23 protein-coding genes and 3 pseudogenes are annotated in these 24,655 nt (G+C 69.2%); 9 read left to right on the top strand and 17 right to left on the bottom strand.

The window, feature by feature from the left end; genetic code table 11:
• The first annotated feature begins 233 nt into the window (after positions 1–233).
• Positions 234–1,172: a LysR family transcriptional regulator gene (locus ACF08M_RS24660; RefSeq protein WP_392187445.1), complete on the top strand. Its 939-nt coding sequence runs from the start codon at positions 234–236 to the stop codon at positions 1,170–1,172.
• Here ACF08M_RS24660 and ACF08M_RS24655 read toward each other — a convergent pair.
• The 5 genes from ACF08M_RS24655 to ACF08M_RS24635 all read right to left on the bottom strand — a co-directional run bounded on the left by ACF08M_RS24655 (position 1,102) and on the right by ACF08M_RS24635 (position 6,942).
• A complete protein-coding gene (locus ACF08M_RS24655) occupies positions 1,102–1,725 on the bottom strand; it encodes a sensor histidine kinase (RefSeq protein WP_392187444.1) in 624 nt (207 codons plus the stop codon). The two genes, ACF08M_RS24660 and ACF08M_RS24655, sit on opposite strands and share 71 nt — an antisense overlap.
• A gap of 128 nt (positions 1,726–1,853) precedes the next feature.
• Positions 1,854–3,215 (bottom strand): BNR-4 repeat-containing protein, encoded by a 1,362-nt coding sequence (locus tag ACF08M_RS24650; RefSeq protein ID WP_392187443.1) that lies wholly within the window; start codon positions 3,213–3,215, stop codon positions 1,854–1,856.
• 510 nt (positions 3,216–3,725) lie between these two features.
• Positions 3,726–5,027: an extracellular solute-binding protein gene (locus ACF08M_RS24645; protein ID WP_392187442.1), complete on the bottom strand. Its 1,302-nt coding sequence runs from the start codon at positions 5,025–5,027 to the stop codon at positions 3,726–3,728.
• Between the two features lie 68 nt (positions 5,028–5,095).
• Complete coding sequence (locus tag ACF08M_RS24640; RefSeq protein ID WP_392187441.1) at positions 5,096–6,016, bottom strand: carbohydrate ABC transporter permease; 921 nt, start codon at positions 6,014–6,016, stop codon at positions 5,096–5,098.
• Positions 6,013–6,942 carry a carbohydrate ABC transporter permease gene (locus tag ACF08M_RS24635; protein WP_392187440.1) on the bottom strand — a complete coding sequence of 310 codons (930 nt, stop codon included), beginning with the start codon at positions 6,940–6,942 and terminating at the stop codon, positions 6,013–6,015. Before ACF08M_RS24635 ends, ACF08M_RS24640 begins: the two co-directional genes overlap by 4 nt.
• Before the next feature lie 436 nt (positions 6,943–7,378).
• Between ACF08M_RS24635 and ACF08M_RS24630 the strand changes: the two genes are divergently transcribed.
• The gene (locus ACF08M_RS24630; protein WP_392187439.1) at positions 7,379–9,679 is read left to right on the top strand and encodes an FAD-dependent oxidoreductase; all 2,301 of its coding nucleotides are present in this window, start codon (positions 7,379–7,381) and stop codon (positions 9,677–9,679) included.
• Between the two features lie 63 nt (positions 9,680–9,742).
• On the opposite strand, the gene ACF08M_RS24625 is transcribed toward ACF08M_RS24630, so the two are convergent.
• The 5 genes from ACF08M_RS24625 to ACF08M_RS24605 all read right to left on the bottom strand — a co-directional run bounded on the left by ACF08M_RS24625 (position 9,743) and on the right by ACF08M_RS24605 (position 14,349).
• Positions 9,743–10,531 (bottom strand): IclR family transcriptional regulator, encoded by a 789-nt coding sequence (locus tag ACF08M_RS24625; protein WP_392187438.1) that lies wholly within the window; start codon positions 10,529–10,531, stop codon positions 9,743–9,745.
• Positions 10,532–10,825: 294 nt separating this feature from the next.
• The gene (locus tag ACF08M_RS24620) at positions 10,826–11,620 is read right to left on the bottom strand and encodes an SDR family NAD(P)-dependent oxidoreductase (protein WP_392187437.1); all 795 of its coding nucleotides are present in this window, start codon (positions 11,618–11,620) and stop codon (positions 10,826–10,828) included.
• A 102-nt stretch (positions 11,621–11,722) separates the two neighbouring features.
• Positions 11,723–12,547 (bottom strand): aldo/keto reductase, encoded by an 825-nt coding sequence (locus tag ACF08M_RS24615; protein ID WP_392187436.1) that lies wholly within the window; start codon positions 12,545–12,547, stop codon positions 11,723–11,725.
• Positions 12,548–12,663: 116 nt separating this feature from the next.
• Positions 12,664–13,080: a heme-binding protein gene (locus ACF08M_RS24610; RefSeq protein ID WP_392187435.1), complete on the bottom strand. Its 417-nt coding sequence runs from the start codon at positions 13,078–13,080 to the stop codon at positions 12,664–12,666.
• Positions 13,081–13,137: 57 nt separating this feature from the next.
• Positions 13,138–14,349, bottom strand: coding sequence for an MFS transporter (locus ACF08M_RS24605; protein ID WP_392187434.1), 1,212 nt, complete (start codon positions 14,347–14,349; stop codon positions 13,138–13,140).
• 168 nt (positions 14,350–14,517) lie between these two features.
• On the opposite strand from ACF08M_RS24605, the pseudogene ACF08M_RS24600 reads away from it, so the two are divergent.
• Positions 14,518–14,688 (top strand): annotated as a pseudogene (locus ACF08M_RS24600) (MarR family transcriptional regulator); the annotation flags it as partial.
• 82 nt (positions 14,689–14,770) lie between these two features.
• Here the strand turns inward: ACF08M_RS24600 and ACF08M_RS24595 are convergent.
• Positions 14,771–15,730 (bottom strand): Lrp/AsnC family transcriptional regulator, encoded by a 960-nt coding sequence (locus ACF08M_RS24595; protein ID WP_392187433.1) that lies wholly within the window; start codon positions 15,728–15,730, stop codon positions 14,771–14,773.
• Between the two features lie 119 nt (positions 15,731–15,849).
• On the opposite strand from ACF08M_RS24595, the pseudogene ACF08M_RS24590 reads away from it, so the two are divergent.
• The 3 genes and pseudogenes from ACF08M_RS24590 to ACF08M_RS24580 form a co-directional block, all read left to right on the top strand.
• Positions 15,850–16,194: pseudogene (locus ACF08M_RS24590) on the top strand (MFS transporter); the annotation flags it as partial.
• 26 nt (positions 16,195–16,220) lie between these two features.
• Complete coding sequence (locus ACF08M_RS24585; RefSeq protein ID WP_392187432.1) at positions 16,221–16,520, top strand: hypothetical protein; 300 nt, start codon at positions 16,221–16,223, stop codon at positions 16,518–16,520.
• Between the two features lie 157 nt (positions 16,521–16,677).
• The gene (locus tag ACF08M_RS24580) at positions 16,678–17,625 is read left to right on the top strand and encodes an isopenicillin N synthase family dioxygenase (RefSeq protein WP_392187431.1); all 948 of its coding nucleotides are present in this window, start codon (positions 16,678–16,680) and stop codon (positions 17,623–17,625) included.
• 23 nt (positions 17,626–17,648) lie between these two features.
• On the opposite strand, the gene ACF08M_RS24575 is transcribed toward ACF08M_RS24580, so the two are convergent.
• A complete protein-coding gene (locus tag ACF08M_RS24575; RefSeq protein ID WP_392187430.1) occupies positions 17,649–17,876 on the bottom strand; it encodes a hypothetical protein in 228 nt (75 codons plus the stop codon).
• A gap of 481 nt (positions 17,877–18,357) precedes the next feature.
• Between ACF08M_RS24575 and ACF08M_RS24570 the strand changes: the two genes are divergently transcribed.
• Positions 18,358–19,404, top strand: coding sequence for an RNA ligase family protein (locus tag ACF08M_RS24570; RefSeq protein WP_392187429.1), 1,047 nt, complete (start codon positions 18,358–18,360; stop codon positions 19,402–19,404).
• 173 nt (positions 19,405–19,577) lie between these two features.
• Here ACF08M_RS24570 and ACF08M_RS24565 read toward each other — a convergent pair.
• Both ACF08M_RS24565 and ACF08M_RS24560 read right to left on the bottom strand, forming a co-directional pair.
• Positions 19,578–19,718: pseudogene (locus tag ACF08M_RS24565) on the bottom strand (cytidine deaminase); the annotation flags it as partial.
• Positions 19,719–19,760: 42 nt separating this feature from the next.
• Positions 19,761–20,093 carry a glyoxalase superfamily protein gene (locus ACF08M_RS24560; protein ID WP_392187428.1) on the bottom strand — a complete coding sequence of 111 codons (333 nt, stop codon included), beginning with the start codon at positions 20,091–20,093 and terminating at the stop codon, positions 19,761–19,763.
• A gap of 116 nt (positions 20,094–20,209) precedes the next feature.
• Here ACF08M_RS24560 and ACF08M_RS24555 point away from each other — a divergent pair, with 116 nt between their 5' ends.
• Complete coding sequence (locus tag ACF08M_RS24555; RefSeq protein ID WP_392187427.1) at positions 20,210–21,388, top strand: IS701 family transposase; 1,179 nt, start codon at positions 20,210–20,212, stop codon at positions 21,386–21,388.
• Between the two features lie 391 nt (positions 21,389–21,779).
• Here the strand turns inward: ACF08M_RS24555 and ACF08M_RS24550 are convergent, their stop codons facing one another.
• Together ACF08M_RS24550 and ACF08M_RS24545 are read right to left on the bottom strand one after the other, a co-directional pair.
• Positions 21,780–21,980: a transposase family protein gene (locus ACF08M_RS24550; protein ID WP_392187426.1), complete on the bottom strand. Its 201-nt coding sequence runs from the start codon at positions 21,978–21,980 to the stop codon at positions 21,780–21,782.
• A 365-nt stretch (positions 21,981–22,345) separates the two neighbouring features.
• Positions 22,346–22,576: a hypothetical protein gene (locus ACF08M_RS24545; RefSeq protein WP_392187425.1), complete on the bottom strand. Its 231-nt coding sequence runs from the start codon at positions 22,574–22,576 to the stop codon at positions 22,346–22,348.
• A gap of 287 nt (positions 22,577–22,863) precedes the next feature.
• Between ACF08M_RS24545 and ACF08M_RS24540 the strand changes: the two genes are divergently transcribed.
• A complete protein-coding gene (locus ACF08M_RS24540) occupies positions 22,864–23,877 on the top strand; it encodes an alpha/beta hydrolase (protein WP_392187424.1) in 1,014 nt (337 codons plus the stop codon).
• 201 nt (positions 23,878–24,078) lie between these two features.
• Here ACF08M_RS24540 and ACF08M_RS24535 read toward each other — a convergent pair.
• On the bottom strand, positions 24,079–24,655 hold a 577-nt coding region (locus ACF08M_RS24535), incomplete at its 5' end, for a PaaX family transcriptional regulator C-terminal domain-containing protein (protein ID WP_392187423.1).

Genomic DNA, 24,655 nt, shown 5'->3' with positions numbered 1-24,655 from the left:
TGCTGTCACGCCGGCGAGGCGGCCAAGGGGCCGCCCCGCCCGTGAACGCGATCGGTCCGAGCTCTTGAAGTGCAGGCCCGACCCCCCCGGCTGCTGGGCAGCACTCCGCCTGCCGCACTGCTTGCGAAACTGCACGTTGACCAGAGACATCAAAGCGAGCATGGCTTACTGGAATCAAACAATCATTTCGCCGATCAGACTCAACGATTAGTTGTCTGTCTATGATGGTCGGCGTGGATCTCATCGCTGTGCGCACCTTCGTCGCCGCCGTGGACGCGGGACAATTCCAAGAAGCCGCCACCAACTTGTCGATCACCCCGCAGGCCGTCTCCAAGCGCATCGCCGTGCTGGAGAAGGATCTCGGTGTGCAGCTGTTCAACCGCACGGCCCGCGGTGCCCGGCTCACCATCGACGGACAGGCGTTCCTGCCTTACGCCCGGGCTCTCCTCCAAGCAGAGGAACGGGCAGCCGCTTCCGTGCGGCCGGGGCGCCGGGCGCTGCGCGTCGACGTGATCGGCCGCAGGCTCTCGGTGGCAGGTCTGCTGCGCGACTTCCACCGCGCGTACCCCGAGACCGATCTCGATGTCGTGACCCTGTTCGACTCCGATACGGCCATTGCCGCCATCCGGTCCGGGGCGATCGACGCGACCTTCCGTGCCGTCACCATGCCGGGTCGGCAGCTCCCCGACGGCGTCGAGGCCGCCCCGGTCTCCGACGAACCGCTGCACCTGTTCACCGGGCCGGCCCACGAGTTCGCCGCCGCCCCCGCGGTCGCTCCCGCCCAGCTCGCCGGGCGCCGGATCTGGATGCCCGGCAACATCCCCGGCACCGAATGGGCCGCCTACTACGATGAACTCGCCGCTGCGTTCGGGCTCACCATCGACTCGATCGGCCCCAACTTCGGTGTCGAGCACCTCCTCGACACGATCGCGGACTCCTCGACGCTGGCGACCTTCGTCGGTGAGCAGACCCCGCTGGTCTGGCCTGCCGGTCACGACCTGCGGCGCATCCCCCTGCGCGACCCGACCCCGGTCTACCCCCACTCACTGATCTGGCGTGCCGACAACCCGCACCCCGCCCTCACTGCGCTGCGCAACCACCTCACTTCTGCCTACCCCGGCCGCCCCGACAGCGGGATCTGGACACCGAAGTGGACTCAGGCCGCCTGTTGATGGTTTCAGAATGAGGTTCGGGGTCGCCTCGAGCAGATGATGCTGCGGGCGAGTTGGCCTCGTTGATCAGGTAGTAGACGGTCGTCTCGAGTTTCCTGGGCAGCCGTGCGAGCAGCCGGAGGTCCACCGTGACCGGGAACCGGGCCGCGTAGTCCTCGATCGCCGCGATCAGTCCGTGATCGGCCAGTACGGGCGGGTTCAGGCCCCGAATCAGCGACCGCAACTCCTGGTGAGTGGTGGAGAGCTGGCTCTCCGCCTGGCTGAGCAGCTCGGCCTGCGGGGAGCCTTGCGAGGTTTCGAGGCGCAGCAGTCCCAGGGTCATCCCCAGCGAGACGAGCCGCTGCTGTGCCCCGTCGTGCAGATCACGCTCGATGCGTACCCGCTCGGCGTCGGAGGAGTCGAGCAGCCGCGACTGCGAGGCGCGCACCTCGCGCAGTACTTCGCCGAGCTCCCGGTCGCGCGGAACGAGGAAGGAACGTGTCATCGCGGCACGTGCGCCCGCCCACGAGGTCACCGTGTAGGGCGAGGCGAGCAGCACGATCCCCCCGAACACCGCCCAGGGTCAGGTCGTGCCGTCCAGCGAGGCGAAGGTCATGGCGGGCACGCCGACTTCTCACCGAGGACGGCCCGGAGCCCGCGTGGCCGGTTGCCCACTGGGTGGAGTGCCGATGACGCAGGGCTTCAGCGGCGTCCGTAGTAGAGCGAGTTGTGGGCGGTGTCCGGCAGGTACAGCACGTCTTTTCCGTCCGAGTCCCGTCGCACCGCGAGCCGGTCGGCGCTTACGCCCGGCGCGGCGGACTGCGAGGTCCAGGTCCCGTCCGCCGACTGCGTCGCGGCGAAGACACGGTCCGTGCCGGAGCCGGTGACGTAGTAGACCCGTTTGGTATCCGTCTCGTCCCAGGTGATGCCGAGTGCCGCGGCGGTCTGGCCACCGGCGTACACGGTCTTGCTGACCCAGTCGCTGCCGCTCGGATACGCGTAGTACACGCGGAAGTTGCCGCCGCTGTCGGCCGAGCGGTAGCGGTAGGCGATCTTCGGGGTGGAGCCGTCGAGGGTGAGTTTCGCGCTCTGTACCGCCGGACCCGTGTAGGCGTTGTCGATACTCCATTCCTCGCCCGCGGTCAGCTCCTGGATCACGTCGGAGGTGTCGGGCGTCACCGGGACGGTGAGCGCCGCACCCGCGCTGTCCGCGAAGGCGCCGGTCGACGGGTCGTAGCGCAGGTAGGAGAGCCGGTGCCGGAACCCGGTCGCCGGGGCCTTGGCCCACTCGTACAGGAGGTGCACACGCCCGGCGGCGTCCACCATCAGGTCGTCCGGGTACACGGAGCGGTTCAGCGCGCCGGCGAAGGTGGCGACCACGCTCCAGCGCGCCGCGGCATTGTCCCAGCGGTACAGCTTGCCGGGACGCCGGTCGGCTCCGGCGCCGACGCGGGCGGCCAGGTACAGATCGCCGTTGGGCGCGGTGGTCACGATCGGGTAGGTGATGCCCTCACTCTGGTCGGGCAGTTCGGCCGCGTGGTCCGTGACGTCCCCGCCGGGGGCCTCGGTGCGGAAGTAGCGCCAGGCGTTGGCATGCATGGAGGCGAACACGTGGAGGCGGCCGCTGCCGTCGCGCGCGAGGGACGGCTGGTTGTGACCGTTGTCGTCGGGGAACTCGGCCTGCTGCCCGCTCTTGTCGAGCAGCGGCAGACGGCTCCAGACCCCGTCCGGGTCGCGCCGCGCGATGGCCGGACGGTGCGTGGCAGCCGTCGAGCCGGGCTCGTTGAAGGCGAAGTACGTGTACTGACCGCGGCCCTTGTACGTGGCGACCGGTGTCCACCAGGCGGCCTGGTTCGACGAGTCCATCGCGTACGGGACCTTCTCGATCGCCGTCGCCGTCGCCGTCGCCGTCGCCGTCGCCGTCGCCGTCGCCGTCGCCGTCGCCGTCGCCGTCGCCGTCGCCGCGGCCGCCGTGCCGTCGGCCCGGGCGGCCGGGACGAGCGTGGTCAGGGCGGCCAGGGCCGCGGCCGAGACGGCGTACGTGCGTGCCGTGGGACGTCGCAAGGTGAACTCCTTCACGGGTGTGATGGTGAGGCGAACGGGAGCGGCCGCGCGGGTCGGTCCAACCCCCTCCGCTGCGCCGGGAGCTTACAGCGGTTCCCAGATCGTGAATAGAGATTGCACAATACGGTTTTGAGGTCCACCTTAAGGGATGCGTGTGCGACATGGTGAAGGGTCTGGTGAAGGTCGCTCGACCTTCACCAGACCCCGGACTGCCCCCCTGGCTGCCCTCGGAGCCTGTCGGGTGACCTCTGATCGGGCGGCCACGCCCTGGCACATACGCTTCCCGCGTTGCCGAAGTGCCCAAGTAGCTCCTTCCCCAAGCTCTCAGCTTCGTTCGAGCAGGGGAGACCCCATCCCAAGCTCTCGGCTTCGTTCGAGCAGGGGAGACCCCATCCCAAGCTCTCGGCTTCGTTCGAGCAGGGGAGACCCCATCCGAGGACGTCCCGGAGCCTTGGAATCGCACGCACCAGACCGTGTCCGCTACCCGATCGAAGGCCACCCGACAGGCTCTCAGCGCTTGATGAGGTCGGTGACCTCCTCGGCGGCTTTCCTCATCGCGTCCTTCGGCTTCGACTTGCCGACCAGGACGGCCTGGACCTGCTTGGCCACGGCTTCCTCGATCTGGGCGTTCTGCGCGAACTGCCAGAAGGGGCTGCCGGTCGCCGTATCGGTGATCTTCCGGGTCCACTCGGTGGTGAAGGTGTCCTGTGCGACCTTCGGGTCGGCCAGGCCCGCCGTGGTGGACGGCGGCAGGGAGCGGGAGGCGAAGTACTCGGTGGTGGTGGCGCGGTCGGAGGTGGTGTGCAGCGCGAACTGCGTCGCCGCCTCCTGTCCCTTGCCCTTGACGATCGCGATCACACCGCCCCACAGCAGCGCCTGCGGAGTGTCACCGGAGCGCAGCACCGGACGCTTCATCGGCTGCATCGCGTCGGCCAGCGTCTTGTCCTTGGACTGGGCCGCGGTCACGCCCTTGCCGATGATGGCGTCGTCGTAGAAGGCGGCCTTGCCCTGCCCGAACAGGGCGCGCGCGTCGAAGCGGTCCACGTCCGCGGCGATCAGCTTCGCGTCGTGCAGCTTCTTGTACCAGGTGACCGCGTCGACGGAGGCGTCGTCGCCGATGGTCACCTTGTCGCCCTCCATGAGCGTGCAGCCGAAGGTCTGCATCCACGGGAAGATGTCCTTGAGCTGCGCGACCTTGGTGGCAGCGGCGTAGGGCACGATGCCGCCGCCGAGCCCCTTCAGCTCCCGCAGCGCGTCCTCGAACTCGTCGATGGTGGTGGGGTGCTTCTTGATGCCGGCCTTCTCCAGGAGCTTGGAGTTGGCGATCACGCCGATCGAGCCGGTGTTCCACGGCAGGCCGTACTGCTTGCCGTCGTACATGCCGCTGTCCAGCGCCACGTTCGTGTAGCCGCCCTTGAGGGCCACGGGACCGAGGTCGGCGAGCTTACCCATCTGCGCCACCGCGGCGAGCCAGGCGATGTCGAGGTGCACCGCGCCGGTCGTCTCCCCGCCGCCGAGCTTGAGGGTGAGCTGGCTCAGATATTCGTTGTACGGGTACGAGACCGCGCGGATCTTGGAGTTCTCGGCCTTCTCCCACGCCGCGATGATCTTCTCGATCGAGGGCTTGGCGGCCTCCTCGTTGAGTGACCAGGAGGTGAAGTCGAAGTTCTTGGACTTCGTGTCGCCTCCGTTGGAGGAGGTGCTGGCGCCGGACGGCGCACAGGCGCTCAGAACGCCGGCGCCGGCCGCACCGAGCGCGCTGATGCCGAACATGCGCAGCGCGCCGCGGCGGCTGATGCCAGAGGTGGTCATGGTGTCTCCATGGGGGAGTGGGCGGAAGGGGAAGTACGTGGCGGAGGACGCGGGCGGATCCCGCGGGCTCAGCTCTTGACCGAGCCGGCGGTCATGCCGCCGACGAGGTAGCGCTGCAGGAACATGAAGGCGACGACCACCGGTACGGACACCACCAGCGAGGCGGCCATCAGCTCGGGCCAGGCGGTCTGGAATTCGCCGATGTAGGTGGAGACGAGGCCGGGCGGCAGGGTCTGCTTCTCCTTGTCCGCCAGCGTCACCGCGAAGATGAAGTCGTTCCAGCCGCGGACGAAGGCGAACAGGCCGGCGGCGATCATTCCGGGCGCGGCCAGCGGCGCCACGATGGAGTGCAGCGTGCGCCACCGGGACGCGCCGTCGATGGACGCCGCCTCCAGCAGGGCGTCCGGGATGGTGTCGAAGATGCCCTTCAGCATCCAGACGCACAGCGGCATCGTGAACGTGGTGAAGGACAGCACCAGGGCGGTGTACGTGTTCAGCAGGCCGAAGCTGGAGAACACGGCGTACAGCGTCACCAGCAGGAGCGCCTGGGGGAACATCTGGGAGGCCAGCACCAGGTGCATCAGCGAACGCCGCCCGCGGTAGCGGAACTTGGAGAACGAGTAGCCCATGTACGTGGCGACTACCACGCTCAGCACAGCGGTGATCGAGGCCACGACGAGGGAGTTGACCAGGTACTTGATCAGCTGGTCGTTCTCGGCGAGGGCCGTGAAGTTGCTGAAGGTGATGTCGGTGGGTATCAGCTTCGGCGGGAACTGGAAGGTCTGCTCGGGGCTGCTCAGAGCGGTGGCCAGCAGCCAGTAGACCGGAAGCATGCCGAAGGCGCCGATGATCAGGACCGCGGTCCAGGCGGCGATCCGCGAGCGCAGCAGGTCCTTGCGGATCCGGCGCCGTGAGGTGCGCCCGGCGGATGTGGCGGACGGCCTCGGCCGGCCGGTGCCGGACAGCGGGGTGGAGGTCGTGGTGGTCATCGGGCGTCGCCCTTCCGCTCGGTGATCCTGAGGTAGACGGCGACGAGGATGAGCAGGAGCAGCATCCACAGGCCGCCCAGCGCGGTTGCCCGGCCGATGTCGAAGCCCTTGAAGGCGGTCTGGTACACGGCGGTCGCGAAGGTCTCGGTGGCACCGGCCGGGCCGCCGCCGGTGAGCACGTAGATGGTGTCGAAGTGCTGGAAGTTCCAGATGAACTCCAGGAGCAGCACGATCGAGGCGACACCGCGGACCTGCGGCCAGGTCACGGCGAAGAAGCGCCGGATCGAGCCCGCCCCGTCCATCGAGGCCGCCTCGTGCAGTTCCTTGGGCACGGTCTGCAGACCGGCCAGGAGCATCACCATCATCCAGGGGAAGCTCGCCCAGGTCTTGGTGACGATGACGGCGAGCATGGCGGTGCCGGGCTGGCCGAGCCAGGAGACGGACTCCTCGATGATCCCGGCCTTCATGAGGATGCCGTTCAGCACGCCGTAGTTCGCGTTGAAGATCCACATCCACAGGAAGGAGACCACCACGCCCGGGATCACCCACGGGAACAGGAACAGTCCGCGCAGGAAGCCGCTGCCCTTCAGGCCCGAGTTCAGCGCGAGTGCGAGCGCGAAGCCGACCACGAAGGGGACGAGCGTCGCACCGACGGTGAAGATCAGCGTCTGCTTGAGGATCGTGAGGAAGTCGCCGTCCAGCCAGTGGGTGAAGTTGTCCAGGCCGACGAACTCCCGGCCCGGCAGCCGCAGGTCCTGCTTGAAGAATCCGGTGAACAGTGCCGACAGCAGCGGGTAGATGATGATCGTCGCGAACAGGGCGAGCCCCGGTGCGGTCAGTAGGAGTGCGAACGCGCCGTTGGAGAGCCGTCCGCCGGTCCGCTCATGGCGTGGAGCGGCCTTCTGGGGAGGTGCGGCCGTACTCATGGGTGTGTCCTCTCGAACGGTGCGGGAGCGGTGGTGCAGGGCGTGGCACGGGAGGCCGCGAGCCGGCAGGCGGATGTGACGCGGCCGGGCGTGAGCCGCGAGCCGCCCCGTCCCCTGCTTCGACCGAGGCCGAGTGTGAATGCCATGCATGCTCCGTTGAACGCAAGTTGCAGCATGCGGGATCGTTCTCCATATCGTGCGACGGCGTCAACCCTTTTGGTCGGTGAATCGCCGGTTCCGTGCAGGACCGGCGAGGCCGCCGCACCTGCGGCGAACTCGGCCGTCGGCCCGCGACGGCGGTGTCATCGGCTGCGCCGGAAATCTACAGCACATCCCACTGGCTGAACAGTGGTTGCATAATATGGATGTGATGTACGTTCATGGCGGCTCCGCTGCGGCGGAGAGTATCCGAGCTTCACACCAAGGAGGCCGCACCGTGCGGGAAGAAGAGGTCCATTACGACATCGCCGTCATCGGCGGTGGCCTGGCGGGGACCTGTGCGGCCATCGCCGCGGCCCGGCTCGGCCGGCGCGTCGCCCTGGTCAACAACCGGCCCGTCCTGGGCGGCAACGCCAGCAGCGAGATCCGCGTGTGGGTCTGCGGCGCCACTGCCCACGGCGTGCACCGCTGGGCCCGCGAGACCGGCATCATGGGCGAGCTGTACACCGAGAACCAGTACCGCAACCCCGAGGGGAACCCGTACTACTGGGATCAGGTGGTCCTCGACGCCGTCCGGGCCGAACCGGGCATCGACCTGTACCTCAACACAGACGTACGGGAGGTCGACGCGAGCGGCCCGGACGATGCGCGCGAGGTGCACTCCTGCACCGGCTGGATGATGGGCTCGGAGCGGCGCATCACCTTCCACGCGCAGCAGTTCCTCGACTGCACCGGCGACGGCCTGCTCGGCCACCTCGTTGGCGCCCGTCACCGCATCGGCCGCGAGGCGCACTCGGAGTTCGGCGAGCCCTGGGCACCCGAGGAAGGGGACGAGGCGCTGCTCGGCTCGACGATCCTGTTCCACACCAAGGACACCGGCCGCCCGGTGAAGTTCGTGCCGCCCGCCCATGCCAAGGATCTGTCGACCACGCCCATTCTGCGCAACCGCGTGCTGCGCACCGGCGACAACGGCTGCGACTACTGGTGGATCGAGTGGGGCGGCGAGCTCGACACCGTCCACGACAACGAGCGCATCCGCGACGAGCTCCAGGCCGTGATCATGGGCATCTGGGACCACATCAAGAACTCCGGCGAGTTCCCGGACGCCGAGAACCTGACGCTGGAGTGGGTCGGCAGCCTCCCCGGCAAGCGCGAGTACCGCCGCTTCCTCGGCGACCACGTGCTGACCCAGCAGGACATCCTCGAACAGCGACAGTTCGACGACTGCGTCGCCTTCGGCGGCTGGTCCGTCGACCTCCACCCGGTGCAGGGCATGTACGCCGACGAGCCCGGCGCCCGCCAGCGCTACGCGGACGGCATCTTCCACATCCCGCTGCGCTCCCTGTACTCGGCGAACGTCACGAACCTCCTGTTCGCCGGGCGCAACATCTCCGCCACCCACATCGCCTTCGGCGCCACCCGCGTGATGGCCACCTGTGCCACGCTCGGCGAGGCCGCGGGCACGGCCGCCGCGCTGTGCACCGCCGAGGGCCTGAGCCCGCGCGAACTCGCCACCAAGCGTCCTGAGCTGGTGCGCCGTGCCCTGCTGCGGCAGGACGCCTCGGTCATCGGCCTCGCCGACGACGATCCCGACAACCTGGCGCGCACGGCCCGCGTCAGCGCCTCCTCGCACCTGAGCCGCCTGGCTGCCGAGCCCACGGCGGCCGTGCCCGGCGAGCCGTACCCGCTCACCCGCGACCTCGCGCTGCTGCTGCCGGTGGACCCCGTACTCGACACGGTCGACCTGCTCGTCCACGGTGCCCCGGGTGGGCTGCCGGGCGAACTCACCGTGGAACTGTGGAGCACCGGCCGCCCCGAGAACGCGGTCCCCGTCGACCACCTGCTCACCACCACGGTGACCGTGCCGGCCGACGGCCCCCACTGGGTCACGGCCCGACTCGGCCACCGCCCGGACGCTCCGGAGAACGTCGTCCTGATCGTGCGTGCCTGTCCGGGGGCGGCGCTGGTCCTCGTCCCGGAGCGCACCGACGGCGTCCTCGCGCTGCGCAGCAGGGTCGAGGGAGACGCCGCGGTCGACCACGACATCCCGGAGGAGGAAGGCCAGTTGGTCCTGGAGTGGCAGGCCCGCGGTCTGCGCCGCCGGACCTTCGGCTTCCGTGCGAGCCCGGACACCGCCGCGTTCCTGCCCGAGCGGGCCGTCGGCGGATTCCAGCGCGCCTACGGAGGCCCGCAGATGTGGTCGTCCGGGCTGCTGCCCGACCCGGACCGGGCCGCGGAGTGGCTGCGCCTCGACTGGGGCAAGGAGCAGCTGCTCACCGAAACGCGCGTGGTGTTCGACGACGACGTCGACGAGTACCTCAACAATCTGCACCGCCACCGCACCCCGTTCGAGGTCATGCCGGAACTGGTCCGCGACTACCGCATCCAGAGCCGCGAGCCCGACGGCACCTGGCGCACGCTGCTGACGGTGACGGGCAACCGCCGCCGCCACCGGGTGCACGAGCTGACCGGTGCGGACGGCGGGCCCGTGCGTACCGACGCGCTGCGGCTCGTGGTGGACGCGACGCACGGGGCGCGGTACGCGCACGTGATCGCGTTCAAGGCGTACGGCGCATAGCCATACGGCGAAGGGGTCCGGTGAAGGTCGAACGACCTTCACCGGACCCCTTCGCTGCGTGATTCAGCGGGCGCCGAGTGCTTGGCTGATGACGTCGGCGGCTTCGATGACCTCGCGGGTGAGGGCGAGGCGCTGCCCTTCGGCTTCGGTGTGGCTGCCGAGGAGGGAGGTGGGGCCCCACAGGGAGATGGCGGCGACGACGTCACCCGAGGCGTCCCGGACGGGCGCGGCGAGAGAAGCGCGGCCCAGGGCGCGTTCTTCGGCCTCGACGGCGTAGCCGGTGCGGCGGACGGTGTCGATCTCGGCGTCGAGGAGGTCGTGACTGGTGGTCGTGTAGTCGGTGTGTGCTGCGAGCGGTTCGGGAAGCAGCGTGCGGCGCTCTTTGGGGGTGAGACCGGTGAGGAGGCACTTGCCGATGCTGGTGGCGTGCAGCGGGGCGCTGTGTCCGGCCTGTGTGTAGGACTTGGGGGCGCGGCTTCCCTCGAAATTGCACAGGAACATCAGCTCGGTGTCGCGGCGGATGGCGACGTTGGCCCCGAGTCCCGTCCGGGTGGCGAGGTCTTGGAGGACCATGCGCGCGGCGCGGTGGACGGGGTGGCGGTTGATGGCGGTGGCGGCGAGCGGGAGGATGCCGAGGCTGAGGCGGTAGAGGTTGCTGACGGGGTCGCGTTCGACCATGTCGAGACGTTCGAGGGTGGACAGGAGGCGGGAGGTGGTGGAGGAGCCCAGTCCGGTGAGTTCGGCGACATCGGAGACGCGTAGTTCAGCGCGGCCGGAGTCGAGTGCGCGCAGCACCGAGACCGCTCGTTCGACGCTCTGGTTCGTCCCGGCGTCAGTCGCCCGCGTAGCCATGACCCTCCTCATTTTGCAAATCGCTTGCACAATCTGCATCAGCATATCGCGTCGGCCCGAGGGTTGTTCCTGAAATCCGCCCGCATGCCGAGGTGGTACCGCCTCGGGGCCGATGACCAGCTGCCGGGGGGCCGAAGCGGCTGATGCCATGACAACGATCGGGACGGAGGGAGTGCTCCTTCGGCCTGCGAGAGGGGAGGAAACGGCCTGAGGCCGGACCGTCCTCGGCGAAGGGCGGTCCGGCCACAGGCCTGGAAGCGGGCGGCGCCGGGCGGCGCGGGTGGAGCCGGGCTCTCAGGGCAGGATGGAGTCGATGTAGCCGCCGTCGACGCGCAGAGCGCCGCCAGTGGTGGCGGAGGCGTAGGGCGAGGCGAGGTAGACGACCATGCTGGCGATCTCTTCGGGTTCGATGAGGCGCTGGATCAGGGACTGGGGCCGGTGCTTGATCATGAACTGGTGCTGTGCCTCGTCCCAGGGCAGTTCGGTGCCGACGAGTTCGCGGACGAAGGTTTCCACGCCGCCGGTGTGGGTCGGTCCGGCGATGACGGAGTTGACGGTGACACCGGTGCCGGCGGCGTCCTTGGCGAACCCGCGGCTGACGGCGAGCAGTGAGGTCTTCGTCATGCCGTAGTGGATCATTTCGGCGGGAGTGGCTACGGCCGAGTCGCTGGCGAGGTTGAGGATGCGCCCCCAGCCCCGTTCTTTCATGCCGGGCAGGCAGGCCCGGATGAGCCGGACGGCGGAGAGGACGTTGACCTCGAAATAGCGGCGCCACTCGGCGTCGTCGATCTCCAGCGGAGGGGCGGAGCCGAAGATGCCGAGGTTGTTGACGAGGATGTCGACCGCCGGTACGGCCTCCAGTACGGCGGCGGCGCCCTGCTCCGTCGCCAGGTCGCCCACCGCACCGGTGACGTCGTCGCTGCCGGATCCTTCGCGTACGGTGCGGACGGCCTCCGCGACGCGCCCCTCACCGCGGCCGTTGACGACGACGTGGGCTCCCGCGCGGGCGAGACCGGTGGCGATGGCGTGGCCGATGCCCTGGGTGGATCCGGTGACCAGAGCAGTGCGGCCGGAGAGATCGATCTGCATGATGCGTTCCCTTCGTCGAGGCTGTGGAGCTGCTGCGGTGGTGTCGGCGTCCCGGAGTGCCCGTCCGCCGTGGAGGGGACGGGCACTCCGGGACGTTCGGGGTCAGTTGAGGGTGTCGGGGTCCGGACCGGTGCGCAGGTCCCGGTCGAGGCCCGCGAGGGCGGCCATGTCGGCGTCGGTGAGCTCGAAGCCGAAGACGTCGAGGTTCTGCCGGATGCGGTCGGGGGTGACGGACTTGGGGATCACGATGTTGCCGGTCTGCAGGTGCCAGCGCAGCACGACCTGCGCCGGGGTTACGCCATACGCCTCGGCGACTCCCACGACCGCCTGGTCCCCGAGGACCGCGCCCTGGGCCAGGGGGCTCCAGGCCTCGGTGGCGATACCGTGTTCGGCGTGGAAGGCGCGCAGCGCGGTCTGCTGGAGGCCGGGGTGCAGCTCCACCTGGTTGACCGCCGGGGTGACGCCGGTGTGCTCCAGAAGCCGCCGCAGGTGGGGGATCTGGAAGTTCGAGACGCCGATGGCGCGGGCCCGCCCGTCGGCGAGGATCTTCTCCAGCGCCTTGTAGGTCTCTACGTACAGGTCGCGGGCCGGGGTGGGCCAGTGGATGAGGAAGAGGTCGACGTGGTCGAGGCCGAGCTTGTCCAGGGAGGCGTCGAACGCGGCCGGGGTCCGGTCGTGTCCCTGGTCCTCGTTCCACAGCTTGGTCGTGATGAACAGCTCCTCGCGGGGGAGGCCGGAGGCGGCGAGGGCCCTGCCGACACCGTGTTCGTTGCCGTAGATCGCGGCGGTGTCGATGCTGCGGTAGCCGGCCTCCAGAGCGCTGGTGACCGCGGCGGTGGTCTCCTCGTCGGGGACCTGGAAGACGCCGAAGCCCAACTGCGGCATGGCCACACCGTTGTTGAGCGTCACGTTCGGCACGGAAGTCATCAGGGGGCCTTTCGTTGATGCTGTCTTGACATTCTTTGGTGCTGCCTCGGCAGGAGAACAGGAGCGGGGAGCGGCCGGCCGGTGTCGGCCACCGCCGCCCCGTCGGTCGAGGCCGGTCAGAGAGCCTGGAGGGCGGTCCGGGCGAACGCGTGGTCCTGCTCGGGCGCGCCGCCGCCGAGGCCGAGGGCGCCGATGAGCTGTCCGTCGCGGTGGATCGGTACGCCGCCGGCGATGAACAGCAGGGGCTTGTCCAGCGCGGTGGGCAGGGAGTGGAAGGGGCCGTCCGGCTTGACCAGGTCGACCAGGTCGGCTGTCGCCGCGTTCAGTTGCAGGGCGGTGTAGGCCTTGGCCGTGCTGGTTTCACCGGAGATGAGTACGGCACGCTCGTCGCGGCGGAAGGCCAGCAGGTGTCCGCCGGCGTCGAGGACGGTGATGCTGACGGGGATGCCCGCCGCGTCGGCGGCGTGGCGAGCGGCGCGGACTAGGGCCTCCGCTTCGGTAGCGGTCAGCGGGGTCACGGTGGTGGTGCTCATGGCAGATTTCCTTGTACAGATGGGACGCACGGCCGGTGCGGCGCGGGTACGGGGGGATCAGGAGTGGACGGCTCCCGCCGCGGCGGGGTCGGGGTTCGCCGGCGCGGAAGCCGCGGTGGTGCGATGGGGCCGCAGTTCGAGCCGGTGCGAGATGACGGCCAGCACCAGAGCGGCGGCGGCCAGGACGGCCCCGACGGCGTTGGGTGCGGCGTAGCCGAGGCCGGCGGAGATCACCAGGCCGCCGAGCCAGGCGGACAGGGCGTTGCCCAGGTTGAAGGCGCCGATGTTGGCCGCCGAGGCCAGCGTCGGGGCGCCATGGGCGTGGTCCAGTACGCGCTTCTGCAGCGGTGGGACGGTGGCGAAGCCGAGAGCGCCGATGAGGAAGACGGCCACGACGGACGACGCCTTGCCGGAGGCGAGGAAGGTGAACAGCAGCAGGACCACCGCCAGGCCGCCCAGGGAGGTGTAGAGCATGGGCATGAGCTTGCGGTCCGCGAAACGGCCGCCGATCAGGTTGCCTGCCACCATGCCCAGCCCGAAAACCACCATCAGCCAGGTGACGGAGGATTCCGCGAAGCCGCTGACCTCGGTCATCATCGGCGCGATGTAGGTGATCGCGGCGAACACGCCTCCGAAGCCGAGGACCGTCATGGCCATGGCCAGAATGACCTGGACGTTCTTGAAGGCGGCGACCTCGTGCCGCAGCTGCACTCCATCCGGCTTGGGCACGTCGGGCACGAGCTTGGCGACGCCGGCCAGGCCGAGTACGCCGAGGCCGGCGACGATCAGGAAGGTCACGCGCCAGCCGGCGCTCTGGCCCACGAACGTGCCCAGGGGTACCCCGACGACGTTGGCCACGGTCAGGCCGGTGAACATCATGGAGATGGCACCGGCCTTCTTCTCCGGCGCCACCAGTTCAGCGGCGACGACGGAGCCGATGCCGAAGAAGGCGCCGTGGGCCAGCGAGGCCACCACTCGGCCGATCAGCATGACGGCGAAGACCGGGGCGACGGCGGAGATCAGGTTGCCGAGGATGAACAGGCCCATGAGCAGCATGAGCATGTTCCTGCGAGAGATCCTGGTGCCGAGGACGGTCATGATCGGCGCGCCGATCACGACGCCGAGGGCGTAGCCGGTGACCAGGAAACCGGCTGTCGGTACGGACACGCCGAGGTCCGCGCCGACCTGGGGCAGCAGCCCCATGATCACAAATTCTGTGGTGCCGATTCCGAAGGCCCCCATGGCCAGGGCCAGCAGTGCGAGCGGCATGACGAGGGTCCTTTGACATACAAGATGAAGTTGCGCAAGCGCCTTACGTGTCTGAACAATAATTGCACACGATGGCTAATGGCAAGCGCGGGTATAGAGAAGTCCGCGATATGGCGGCAGACAACCTGCCGCGCCTCCGCTCGCACGACCCGACCGAGGGAGCTGTCCATGACCGCCGCCGACCCGGCGATGACCGCACTGGCGCACGGTTGGCCGGCGCTCTCGCTGCTGCGCGGACGTATCGAGAACAGCGTCGAACGTGCGCCTCAGGCCGAACACCGGTTGAGCGCACGCGAGTACTCGCTGCTGGAGCGCAACCAGTCGGCCGGTGGCGGACACGCGACCAGGTCCGCCCTCCGCTCAACCGGACCGCAGCCTGACACAGACGTTCACACTCCACGCCTGCGCAGGAGGTCCACCCTCATGGCATGGCGGGAGCGAGGCGTTTGACTTCGCGGAGAGTGGGGGCGGTTTCGATGCTCTGGATGCCAGGGAGCCGGCTGATGCGCTGGTCGATGTAGTCGTACAGGTCGGCCGGGTTGCGGAAGATGCCGTTGGCGACCAGGTTGGACGTGCCGGTGATGGCTGCGGCAAAGGCGATTTCCGGGTGGGTGGCGAGGCTTTCTCCAACGATGCGCAGGTGCGCGGGGGTGACGTTCAGCCAGAGCCGGGTGGCCATGTGGTAGCCGAGGAGCTGCGGGTCGAAATCGACGGAGAGGTTCAGAGCACCCTCGCCGCGGAGGCGGTCGAGGTGGCGCTGGACGCTGGAGGGGGAGCGGTCGGTGGCCGCGGCGAGTTCGGGCAGAGTCGCACGGCCGTCTCGGGCCAGCTCGGCGAACAGAGTGCGGTCGGTGGCGTCCAGGACGAGCGGGGCGGCGGTGGATGAGCCGGAATCCACCGCGGTCGCAGTGGACTGCGGCTCGAATCGGGTGGCGTGCCAGGTGCTGGTCGCGCCGACGAAGATACGCATCATGCAGTGAGCGCTGACGGAGAGCACCTGCGGGGTGCGGGGGAGTTTCTCCAGCAGCAGTGCGTTGCGTTCTTCAGCCGTACGGGCGTTGAGCGCGCAGTAGAGCTCGGTGCCGCCGGAGGCGAGGGTGACCCAGCTGGTATCGGGACGGCGGGCAAGGGCTTCGGCGATGGTTCCGGCGGCGTCGGGGGTGCAGTGCAGGCGCAGTAGCCAGCGGGTCAGGCCCAGACGGGAGGAGACGGGCCGGCCGATGATGCGCAGGCCGAGGGTACGCAGCCGCTGGTAACGGCGGGCAATGGTGCGTTCGGAGACATCGCGGTCTCGCGCGATGCGGCTGAAGGGGGCGCGGCCGTCGAGCTGGAGGGCTTGGAGCAGGTGCTGGTCGAGGTCGTCCATGGTGTCGTGATCCACCGGTACACCTCATTCCTTCGCCGGATGATCCCGCTTTCAAGAGTATGGCTTGGGGCGGAGCGGGACGGACGTGGATGGTGGCCGGGTCCGTTGTCCGCCCGGTGTGGGAGTGGGGAATCATGCGTATCTGGGGGCTGTTGGCCGCCATCTGTATGGGCACGTTCATGCTGCTCGTCGACGTCACGATCGTGCTGGTGACGCTGCCTGCCATGTCGGAGTCGCTGGGCTCGTCGCTGTCGCAATTGCAGTGGGTCGCCGACGGCTACGCGCTCGCAGTGGCGGCCGTCTTGCTGGGCGCCGGAATGCTGGCCGATCTTTACGGCCGACGCCGGATGTACGCGGGCGGGCTGGTCGTCTTCGCCCTGGCGTCGGCCGCCTGCGCGCTGTCGCCGAGCATGGCTGTGCTGATTGCCGCCCGTATTGTGCAGGGTCTGGGCGCTGCGGCGATGTTCACGACCACGCTGTCTTCGGCACCCTGGCCGTCTCCACCATGACCACGCCCCTCCGAGGCAAGGTCACCGATCCCGGCGGCACCGCGCAGACCCTCTCCGGCGGCGGCGCCGACAGCCTCCTGGCCCACGCCCCGGCCGCACAGCGCGCCGGTCTCGACCACACCCTCCACGCCGCGTTCGCCACCGGGAACAACGCCCTCGCGCTTACGGCCGGTGCCGTGGCTCTGGCCGGCGCTGCCCTCGTACTGGGGTTGTCCCGACAGTCTCGGCCAAAAAGCCCAACAACCACAGATGAAGGCACGGTTGACGCCCGGTCGGCCACGGCCGCAATCGAATGAGCCCGGCGGCATCCGATTCCCCGCCAGGTGATCTGCCGAGCCCAGAGCAAAGAGCGAACGTGCCCGGGCTCGGACAGAGACCGCCATCTCCCGCCGGCCACGTTCGGCCTCACTCACACCCCAGCCCCGCTCACCCGTACCGAAGGAGACCCCCGCCATGGCCGCCACCCCGGTTCCCGTCATCGACCTCAACCGCTGGACATCGAGTCACGGCGCAGGCCGGGAACGGCTCGCCGCCCAGGTCGACCAGTCCCTGCAGGCCACCGGTTTCCTATTGGTGACCGGACACGGCATCGAACCGGATCTGCCCCGCCATGTGCGCGCCGCGGCACGCGACTTCTTCCACCTGCCACAGGCCGTCAAAGAGCACTACGACCAGAACCGACGCGGCTGGATCGGCCGGGAGCGGGTGACCACCGCCCGGTCCGAAGGCACCCACACCCCACCGGACCTGCTGGAAGTCTGGTCATGCGCCGCCGACTCCTCGGCGCAGCCCAGCAACGCGCAGCAGATGCCCTGCAACTGGCCCGACGAAGTTCCCACCCTGCGCCCGCTCGTCACCGAATACACCGAGCGGATGCGCGCCCTGGCCGACACACTCCTCGAAGTCATGGCGACCGCATTGCGTCAACCGGTCGACTTCTTCACCCGCCACACCACCAGCCCTCACTGGGACTTCACCGTCAACTGGTACCCGTCGGCCCACGAGACCGGCGCCGCCGCGCCCGGCCAGTTCCGCGTCGGACCGCACACCGACTTCGGCCTCATCACTCTCCTGGACCGGCAGCCCGGCAAGGGCGGCCTTCAGATCCACGACGATGAGGGCGGCTGGCAGGACGCCACCTACGACCCCGGCGCGTTCACCCTCAACATCGGTGACCTCATGGCCCGCTGGAGCGGGGACCGCTGGCGCTCGGGCCGCCACCGCGTTCTGCCGCCGCCGTCCGACGCCCCGCAGGAGGAACTCACCTCACTGGTGTACTTCCACGCCTGCGCACCCCACACCAACGTCACATCGCTGCCGGCACCCCTCGGCCGCACGTCCTACGGCCCCGTACGCGCTGGGGACTACCTTCACGACAAACTGCAGACCATCCTCGGCTGAGAGGTCGTCGTGGCGGATATCGATCACGGGCACTCCGACGGCGCGAGCCGCGACGGTGCCTTCGTCGGTGTTCTCGAACGCGAGGCAACGGTCAGGCGGTACGGCCAGGAGCGAGACGGCCAGCCGGTGGACATCGGGGCGGGCTTGATGCGGGTGACGTGTCCGCGGGCGACAAGGATGGCGAAGAGGTGGGTGAGACCCGCCGCGGTGAGGCCGGCGCGTACGGCCTGGCCGTCGTTGGCGGAGTCCACGGCCGTGGGCATGACCGCGGCGAGGCGCCGCGCGAGGGCCGCGACCCCGTGCGGCCCGCGCCCGCTTCACCCCTGCCAACGAGCAGGCCAGCACGGCGTTCTCCAGAATGCGTGGCTCCGAAGCGGCGTACCGGGCTCCGTCGCCTGCCTGAGTCCCGACGGCGAACTCCGCCGCCTTGTCGGGACACCGGGAGCCGGGCGCCGCTGCAAACGACCGGCAGCCCACATGTCTTCCTTACCGCGTGCCGTGCCGCCCACCTTGAACGACCAGGCTTTTCAAGGGGTTCTTGAAGGCTGCCCGGGGTCCGGTCGGCCCCGCAGAGCGATCTTCAGAAAGCGACGGTCAATGGAAGGTCACTGAATCTTCGGGCGCCCGTGCTTTGCAGGGACGGCTGTGACTGCGTCGCACGTGTTGATCCTCCGGAGTTGTCACGGTGAATCTGGGTTGCCCAGGGCTCGACAGACCGCGATGATCCTCCTCATGTCCGATGCTGCGTCTGCGGGTTCCGCACTACGGCCGTATCCCAAGATCTCCGCCAGGGGACGGATTGGTGTGTCCGGGGCCCGGGAGTGGGTCGCGGTGGAAAAGGTGCACGGAGCGCACTTTGCGGTGGTGTGCGATGGTACGGGGGTCCATCCGGCGAAGCGGCGTGAGTTGTTGGGCGACGATGCGCTGGATAGTTTCTTCGGCGTGAGCAGGGTCTGGCCGGTGCTGTCGGTGGCGGCGGCACGATGTGCCTCGGCACTGCGCAGCGTATGGGGTGACGCTGCGGTGGTGACGATCTACGGTGAGCTGGCCGGCGGTTGCTACCCGCACCTGGATGTTCCTGCCATTGCCGGGGCCGAGCCGGTGCAGACGGGCGTGTGGTATTCGCCGGGCCTGCACTGGCTGCCGTTCGATGCATCGGTCGAGATGACTGAGGGGCGCTGTTGGATCTCTGACCGCGCTCTGCGTGGAGCCGCGGCCGCCGCAGGGCTCTTCTGCCCTCCCACTCTCGGGCGCGGTGCGCTGAACAAGCTCCAGGAGCTGCCATGCGCCTTCTCCACAAGAGTCCCAGCCCTTTTGGGGCTGCCCGAACTGGCGGACAACCTCGCCGAAGGCTACGTCCTCAAGCCGGCCGGCGAATGGCAGGAGGCGGATTCCGCAGGCGCAGGCATACGTCCTGTGGTCAAGGTGAAGCAAAAGTCTTTCGCCGAGGACGAGCGGTTCGACGGTGCGCGTCCCTATCTGCCACCGCCGCAGGGAGCGGCCGGAGTTCCCGCCTGGCTCCTGGCCCAGGCCTCGGCACTCCTCACCCCCGCTCGCGCGGCCGCCGTGGTCAGCAAGCTGGGCCCGCGCACTCCGGCAGATGTTGTGGCGCGGGAGATCACCCGGGACGTTTCGGAAGAGCTCGCCGAAGCGCTGGGAGGCTTGGAGGACACACTCCTACGCCCTCTGGGACGCGCGCTTCTGCCTGGGGCACGTTCCTTGGCGGTGTTCGATGCCAAGGACCGCCATCGCTCCCGGACAGGCAGAGAGGGCACGTGATGACGGCAGCAAGCAGTCCCCTCGGTGAAAGACGCGGCGAGCCAAAGGCATGAGTCAGGTGTGGCTGGTCGGCTATGGCTGGACGACGCGCCCGCCTCCTGCCCCGGTGCCGCATCAGGCAACGTTCGCCCCGTGGTCGGCCGCCGGTGCCGGCTCGTGCTGAGTGGCGCGGTTCACTCGGCGTCGGGCTGGTGGTCGGCCCAGACATGGCTTTCGGGCAGCAGGTCGGTGATGAGGACGGTTCGGATGCGGTTGCCTTCGCCGACGATGACCTTGAGGGCCGGGAAGTAGTCGAGAAGGACCAGCTCGGCGCGGGGGCCTCCAGCAGCTTCCCTGCCGCGTGCCACCGGCACGTGTTACTCCGTCGGCGTGCCGATCCGGAGCCGGTTGCCGTCAGGGTCGCGCAGCTCGATCTCACGCGCCCATGGAGCATCCTTCACCTGCACACCGAACTCGGAGGCGATGGTCTCGACATCACGAGTCCGGAGGTAGACCAACGTGTCGGGGCGGGCATCGCCCTTGTGCTCCGACAAGAACAGCCGCATTCCGCCCCGGGCCACCTCAACGAATGAGGGAAGGCCTGGTTCGAAGCGGTGTTCCCACTGCTTGGCGAATCCCAGCCGCTCATACCAGGCGGCCGCGGCCGCAGCGTCCTCGACGCGAAGAATGGGAATGACTTTCTCGTCCATGGAGCCATGGTCGCAGACGGTTCAGGGTGAACTTGCTTGATGCGGCATAGTACTGCAACCGCATCTGCCGTGACAGGTGCTGGATTGGCTCGTTGTTCCGACTGTGCGATGAATCGTTGACGGTTGAGCAGGTCGAGTCGTGGTCCGAGGGGATAGCAGGGTTCCATGCCCGGTTCGCCCACCGTTTCGGCAGGTCGGAGCCCCGCGAGCGGGCGTCGGACTACCTGAACGGGTTGCTCGCGCCGCTTGAGAAGAAGAACGGGTGGACGCTGTCGGAGCAGGTCGGTCAGTTGCGCCCCGACGGCGTCCAGCGCCTGCTCAACCACTCCGACTGGGATGAGAACGCGGTCCGCGACGATGTGCGGGACTTCGTCGTGGAGACCATCGGCGCCAAGGACGCGGTGCTGATCGGCGACGACACCGGCTTCCTGAAGAAGGGCACCAAGTCCGCCGGCGTCCAGCGGCAGTACACCGGCACAGCTGGCCGCACGGAGAACAGCCAGATCGGAACATTCCTGGCCTACGCCTCCGCCAGGGGGCGGGCGTTGATCGACCGCGAGCTCTACATCCCCGCCTCCTGGACGGATGACCGTGACCGCTGCCGCGCGGCTGGGATCGGCGACGAGGTCCCCTTTGCGACCAAGAACGAGCACTTCAAGTGGATGCTGCAGCGCGCCATTGACGCGGGTGTCCCGTTCGCGTGGGTCACCGCTGACGAGGCATACGGGCAGGTCAAGCACCTGCGAGTGTGGCTGGAGGAACGTCGGGTCGCGCACGTGCTGGCCACGAAGGTCAACGACACTGTGATCACCGCGCACGGGGCGGACGCGCGGGTGGACCAGTTGGTCGCCGCGCTGCCCCGCCAGCGGTGGAAACGGATCTCCGGCGGGGCCGGCGCGCACGGTGAGCGGATCTACGACTGGGCGCGTGTCGCGATCCGCCCGTACTGGGAGAACGGCTTCGGGCACTGGGTCCTGGCCCGACGCAGCGTCAGCGACCCGAACGAGACCGCCTACTACGTCTGCTACGGCCCGGTCGCCTCCCGACTGAAAGACCTGGTCAAAGTGGCTGCCGCGAGGTGGGCGGTGGAGGAGTGCTTCCAGACCGCGAAGGGAGAGTGCGGTCTGGACCACTACCAGGTGCGGCTCTACCGGGCCTGGTACCGCCACATCACCCTGGCCATGGCCGCCCTCGCCTACCTGACCGCCGTCCGCGCCACAGAAGCCGCAAAAGGGGCACTCTTGACGACGAGCAAGACCTCATATCCCTCAGCGTCCCGGAGATCCGCCGGTTGATGGGCCACGTCGTCGCCACGCGCCACTGCCACAGCAACGAGCACCATCTGCACTGGTCACGCTTCCGACGACGCAGCCAGGCCCGAGCCCGCCGCTCCCACTACAAACGCCGAGGCCACACTCTCCAGATGCGGTTGCAGTAATAGGCGGCATAGGACGAGGCCGGCCCGGTGGCCGAGCGCGGCGAGCAGGTGAATCCTGCGTCCCTGCGCCCGGGGCCGCTCCACGCAGGGCCTTGTCGTCCACCGCGATGCCCCGCGGTCCGCGGCCTGTGGTTGTGGCGCACGGCGGTTGTTGAGCCAGTGCCTGACCGTCAGGTCGAGTGCGTCGGCGTCGATATGGGAATGGACCCGGCGAACGGTTGCTTTGTTTGGCACGGAGTACTGCCCGGTCATCGGATCGCGTAGACCGTCGAGGGCGGCCAGAACCGGCCCAGGCCCATCGGCGGCCCACTCGCCGACCGCGGCCGGCGCGCGCCGGTCAGTACCGCGGCGGCGACCAGCACGAGGACGCACTCCAACGCGTGCCGGACTCCGCGCGGATGCCGCGGATCAGGGACCTGCGTCAGGCAGATCAGCAGGGTGGCAGCCACAGATCCGCGCCAAGGCACGCGAGAGCGTTTCGCTTCCCCACGGCCTCCCTCCTTTTGCCACCGCAAACCTCCCCCGCCCGGCATCCTCCTAACACCCGGAGACGGCAGGCGACTTGGGCGTGGGAGCCCGTCCCCCGGGGGTATCCGAACGGAGACCAGCGGTAGCCGCTGAACCGGATCACGGTCCGGTTGGTGCCGTGAGGGTGTTGCCACGGTTCTCGTACTCGCGACGGGCGTTGCGCTGTGGCGCGATGGCCGGGGTCCTGTGGGTGCCCGGGTGTGTTTTTTGGGGGATAACCCCCACCCGGTCTCCGGGATTTCCCGGAGTGTGCTGAGGTATCCGCCGCTTCTAGGGTGCGGGCATGTCAACTTCCCGACGCATCACGGCCTTTGCTGCGTGATTGGTGGTGCTCGCCGCCACTGCGACGACCGCCGCCGCCGACCCGGACCCGTTCGCGCGCTTCCACGGCCAGCACGTCGACTGGCACGCCTGCGCCCTCGGTGCCGACGACGAGCTCGGCCAGGCGCTGGACGCTGTCGGCGCCGACTGCGCCGACATCACCGTGCCGCTCGACTACGCCGACCCCGGCGGTCACACCATCACCGTCGCCCTATCGCGCCTGAAGGCCACCGACACCGCCCACCGAGCCGGCCCGCTGCTGCTCAACGACGGGGGACCGGCCGGCCCCAGCCTCCACATGCCACTGACCAAGTCGAAGGTGATGGGAGAGGTTGCCGACCGCTACGACCTGATCGGCATGGACCCGCGCTTCGTCGGCCGGAGTACCCCGCTGGACTGCGGCTGGGATCTGGGCTCGGCCCCCTGCGCTCCGCGGGCGCCGACCGGGCGGCCTACCGCCAGGAGGTTGCCGTCGCGCGCGACATGGCCGGGCGGTGCGAGCGCGCCCACGGCGACGTGCTGCCGTACGTCACCACCCGCAACACCGCCCGCGACATGGACGTCATCCGCGCCGCCCTCGGCGAGGACACCCTCTCCTACCTCGGCTACTCCTACGGCAGCTACCTCGGCGAGGTCTACACACAGCTCTTCCCCGGTCGCACCGACCGCATGGTGCTCGACGGTGTCAACTCCCCGAAGCTCTACAACCACACCCTGCTGCGCGGCGCCGAGGCGGCCAACGAGGCGGCCCTGCGTGCATGGGCGTCCTGGGCCGCCGCACGGCACGGCACCTACGGGCTGGGCGCCACGCGCGCCGAGGTCCTGGCGACGGTGGAGCACATCCGCGACGCCGCCGCGGAGGAGCCGCTGCGGATCGGGAAGGCGTACCTGTTGGACGAGCACGTCCTTCCCGCCGTCTTCATCGGCGGCCTCGGCAGCGACCTCGACGGGCGGCGCGCCGACCTTGCCGCGACCGTCCGCCTCCTGGCACGCGCCGCGGACCGGGAGCCGGTCGAGCCGTCCGAAGCGCTCGCCGGTCAGCTGGAGTTCCTGCTGACCGGGGCAGGCTCGGCCCCTGCCAGCCAGATGACCGCGATCGTCTGTGGTGACGTGGCGGAACGGCGCGGCGTCGGCAGCTACTGGCGCGCGGTCGAGGAGTCCCGCGAGCGGTTCCCCCTCGCAGGGCCGCTGGCCGGCAACATCACCCCCTGCGAGTTCTGGGCCCGGCCCGCCGAAGCACCGACCGTGCTCGACAACGACGTCCCGGCCCTGCTCGTCAACGCCACCGGCGATCCCCGCACCGTCTACGCAGGCGCCCAGGCCATGCGCGAGCAGTGGCCGAGCTCCCGGCTGCTCACCGTGGACGGTGCCCGCCAGCACGGCCTGTACGGCGAATACGGCAACGCCTGCGTCAATGAGCGCGTCAACGCCTACCTGCGTACAGGGCGGCTCCCCGCGCACGACCTGACCTGCGAGGCACAGCCCTGGCAGCGGTAGGCGCGCGCGGTCCCGTCGTACGGCTTCGACCTGGTGGTGGTGCTCACGTACGGGGTGCGCGTCGGCCGGCGGAGGCTGCTTTGCCGGGTCGCGGTGGTGGCGATGTTCGTCCGGTCGCGGCCTGGGCACCGGTCTTTGGCAGTGCCTTCGTGCAGACGCCGAGGGCGTGGGTTCACGACAGGCGTGTCCGCGGCGCGGGCCTCACTTGTCGGTGGTTGCTGGACGGACCACGTCGCGGTAGAGACGGAAGAGGCTGACTCGTTCGCTCTCCTCTGTGTACTGGTCCAGGAGCGACCAGCACTGCGCGATGAGTTCACGGGCCTGTGTGCCGGGCCAGGGCTGGGGGAGCAGCTCGGGCGGCAGGAGGGGGTCGGGCTCCATGGCGCGGGTGAACTCAGCGGCCAGTTCGATCGCGATGCTCAGCCGCTGGGGGGCGGGGAGGCCGGCGTCCTCCTGAAGGCGGCGCAGGCGCAGCCGGGCAACGCAGGCGAGCCGCTGGTAACGGTCGGCGATCTCGTCCTGTGGCCATAGGGCCCGGGCGAGTGCGGCGGGTTCGTGCTCGTTGCCCTGACGCAGGTTGTCAGTGGTCAGCAGCGTGAGGTGGTCGAGGACATCGAGGTGACGGGCCTGGTCCTCGACGTAGGGTTCCCAGGCGTTCGCGCTGATGTAGAGGCCGCCCTGCAGGGGGGTGCCTCTATGTCGTTCGTCAATCCCGCGCTGTCGGTTTTGGGGGTGTGGGTCCCGTTCATGGGGCGAGGGTGACGGTGGGTGTTCGGGA

It is taken from the genome of Streptomyces sp. NPDC015032 (genome assembly GCF_043080425.1).
Taxonomy (GTDB): Bacteria; Actinomycetota; Actinomycetes; order Streptomycetales; family Streptomycetaceae; genus Streptomyces.
The sequence above is the reverse complement of the archived record's forward strand: the minus strand, read 5'-3'. Positions and strand labels throughout refer to the sequence as shown.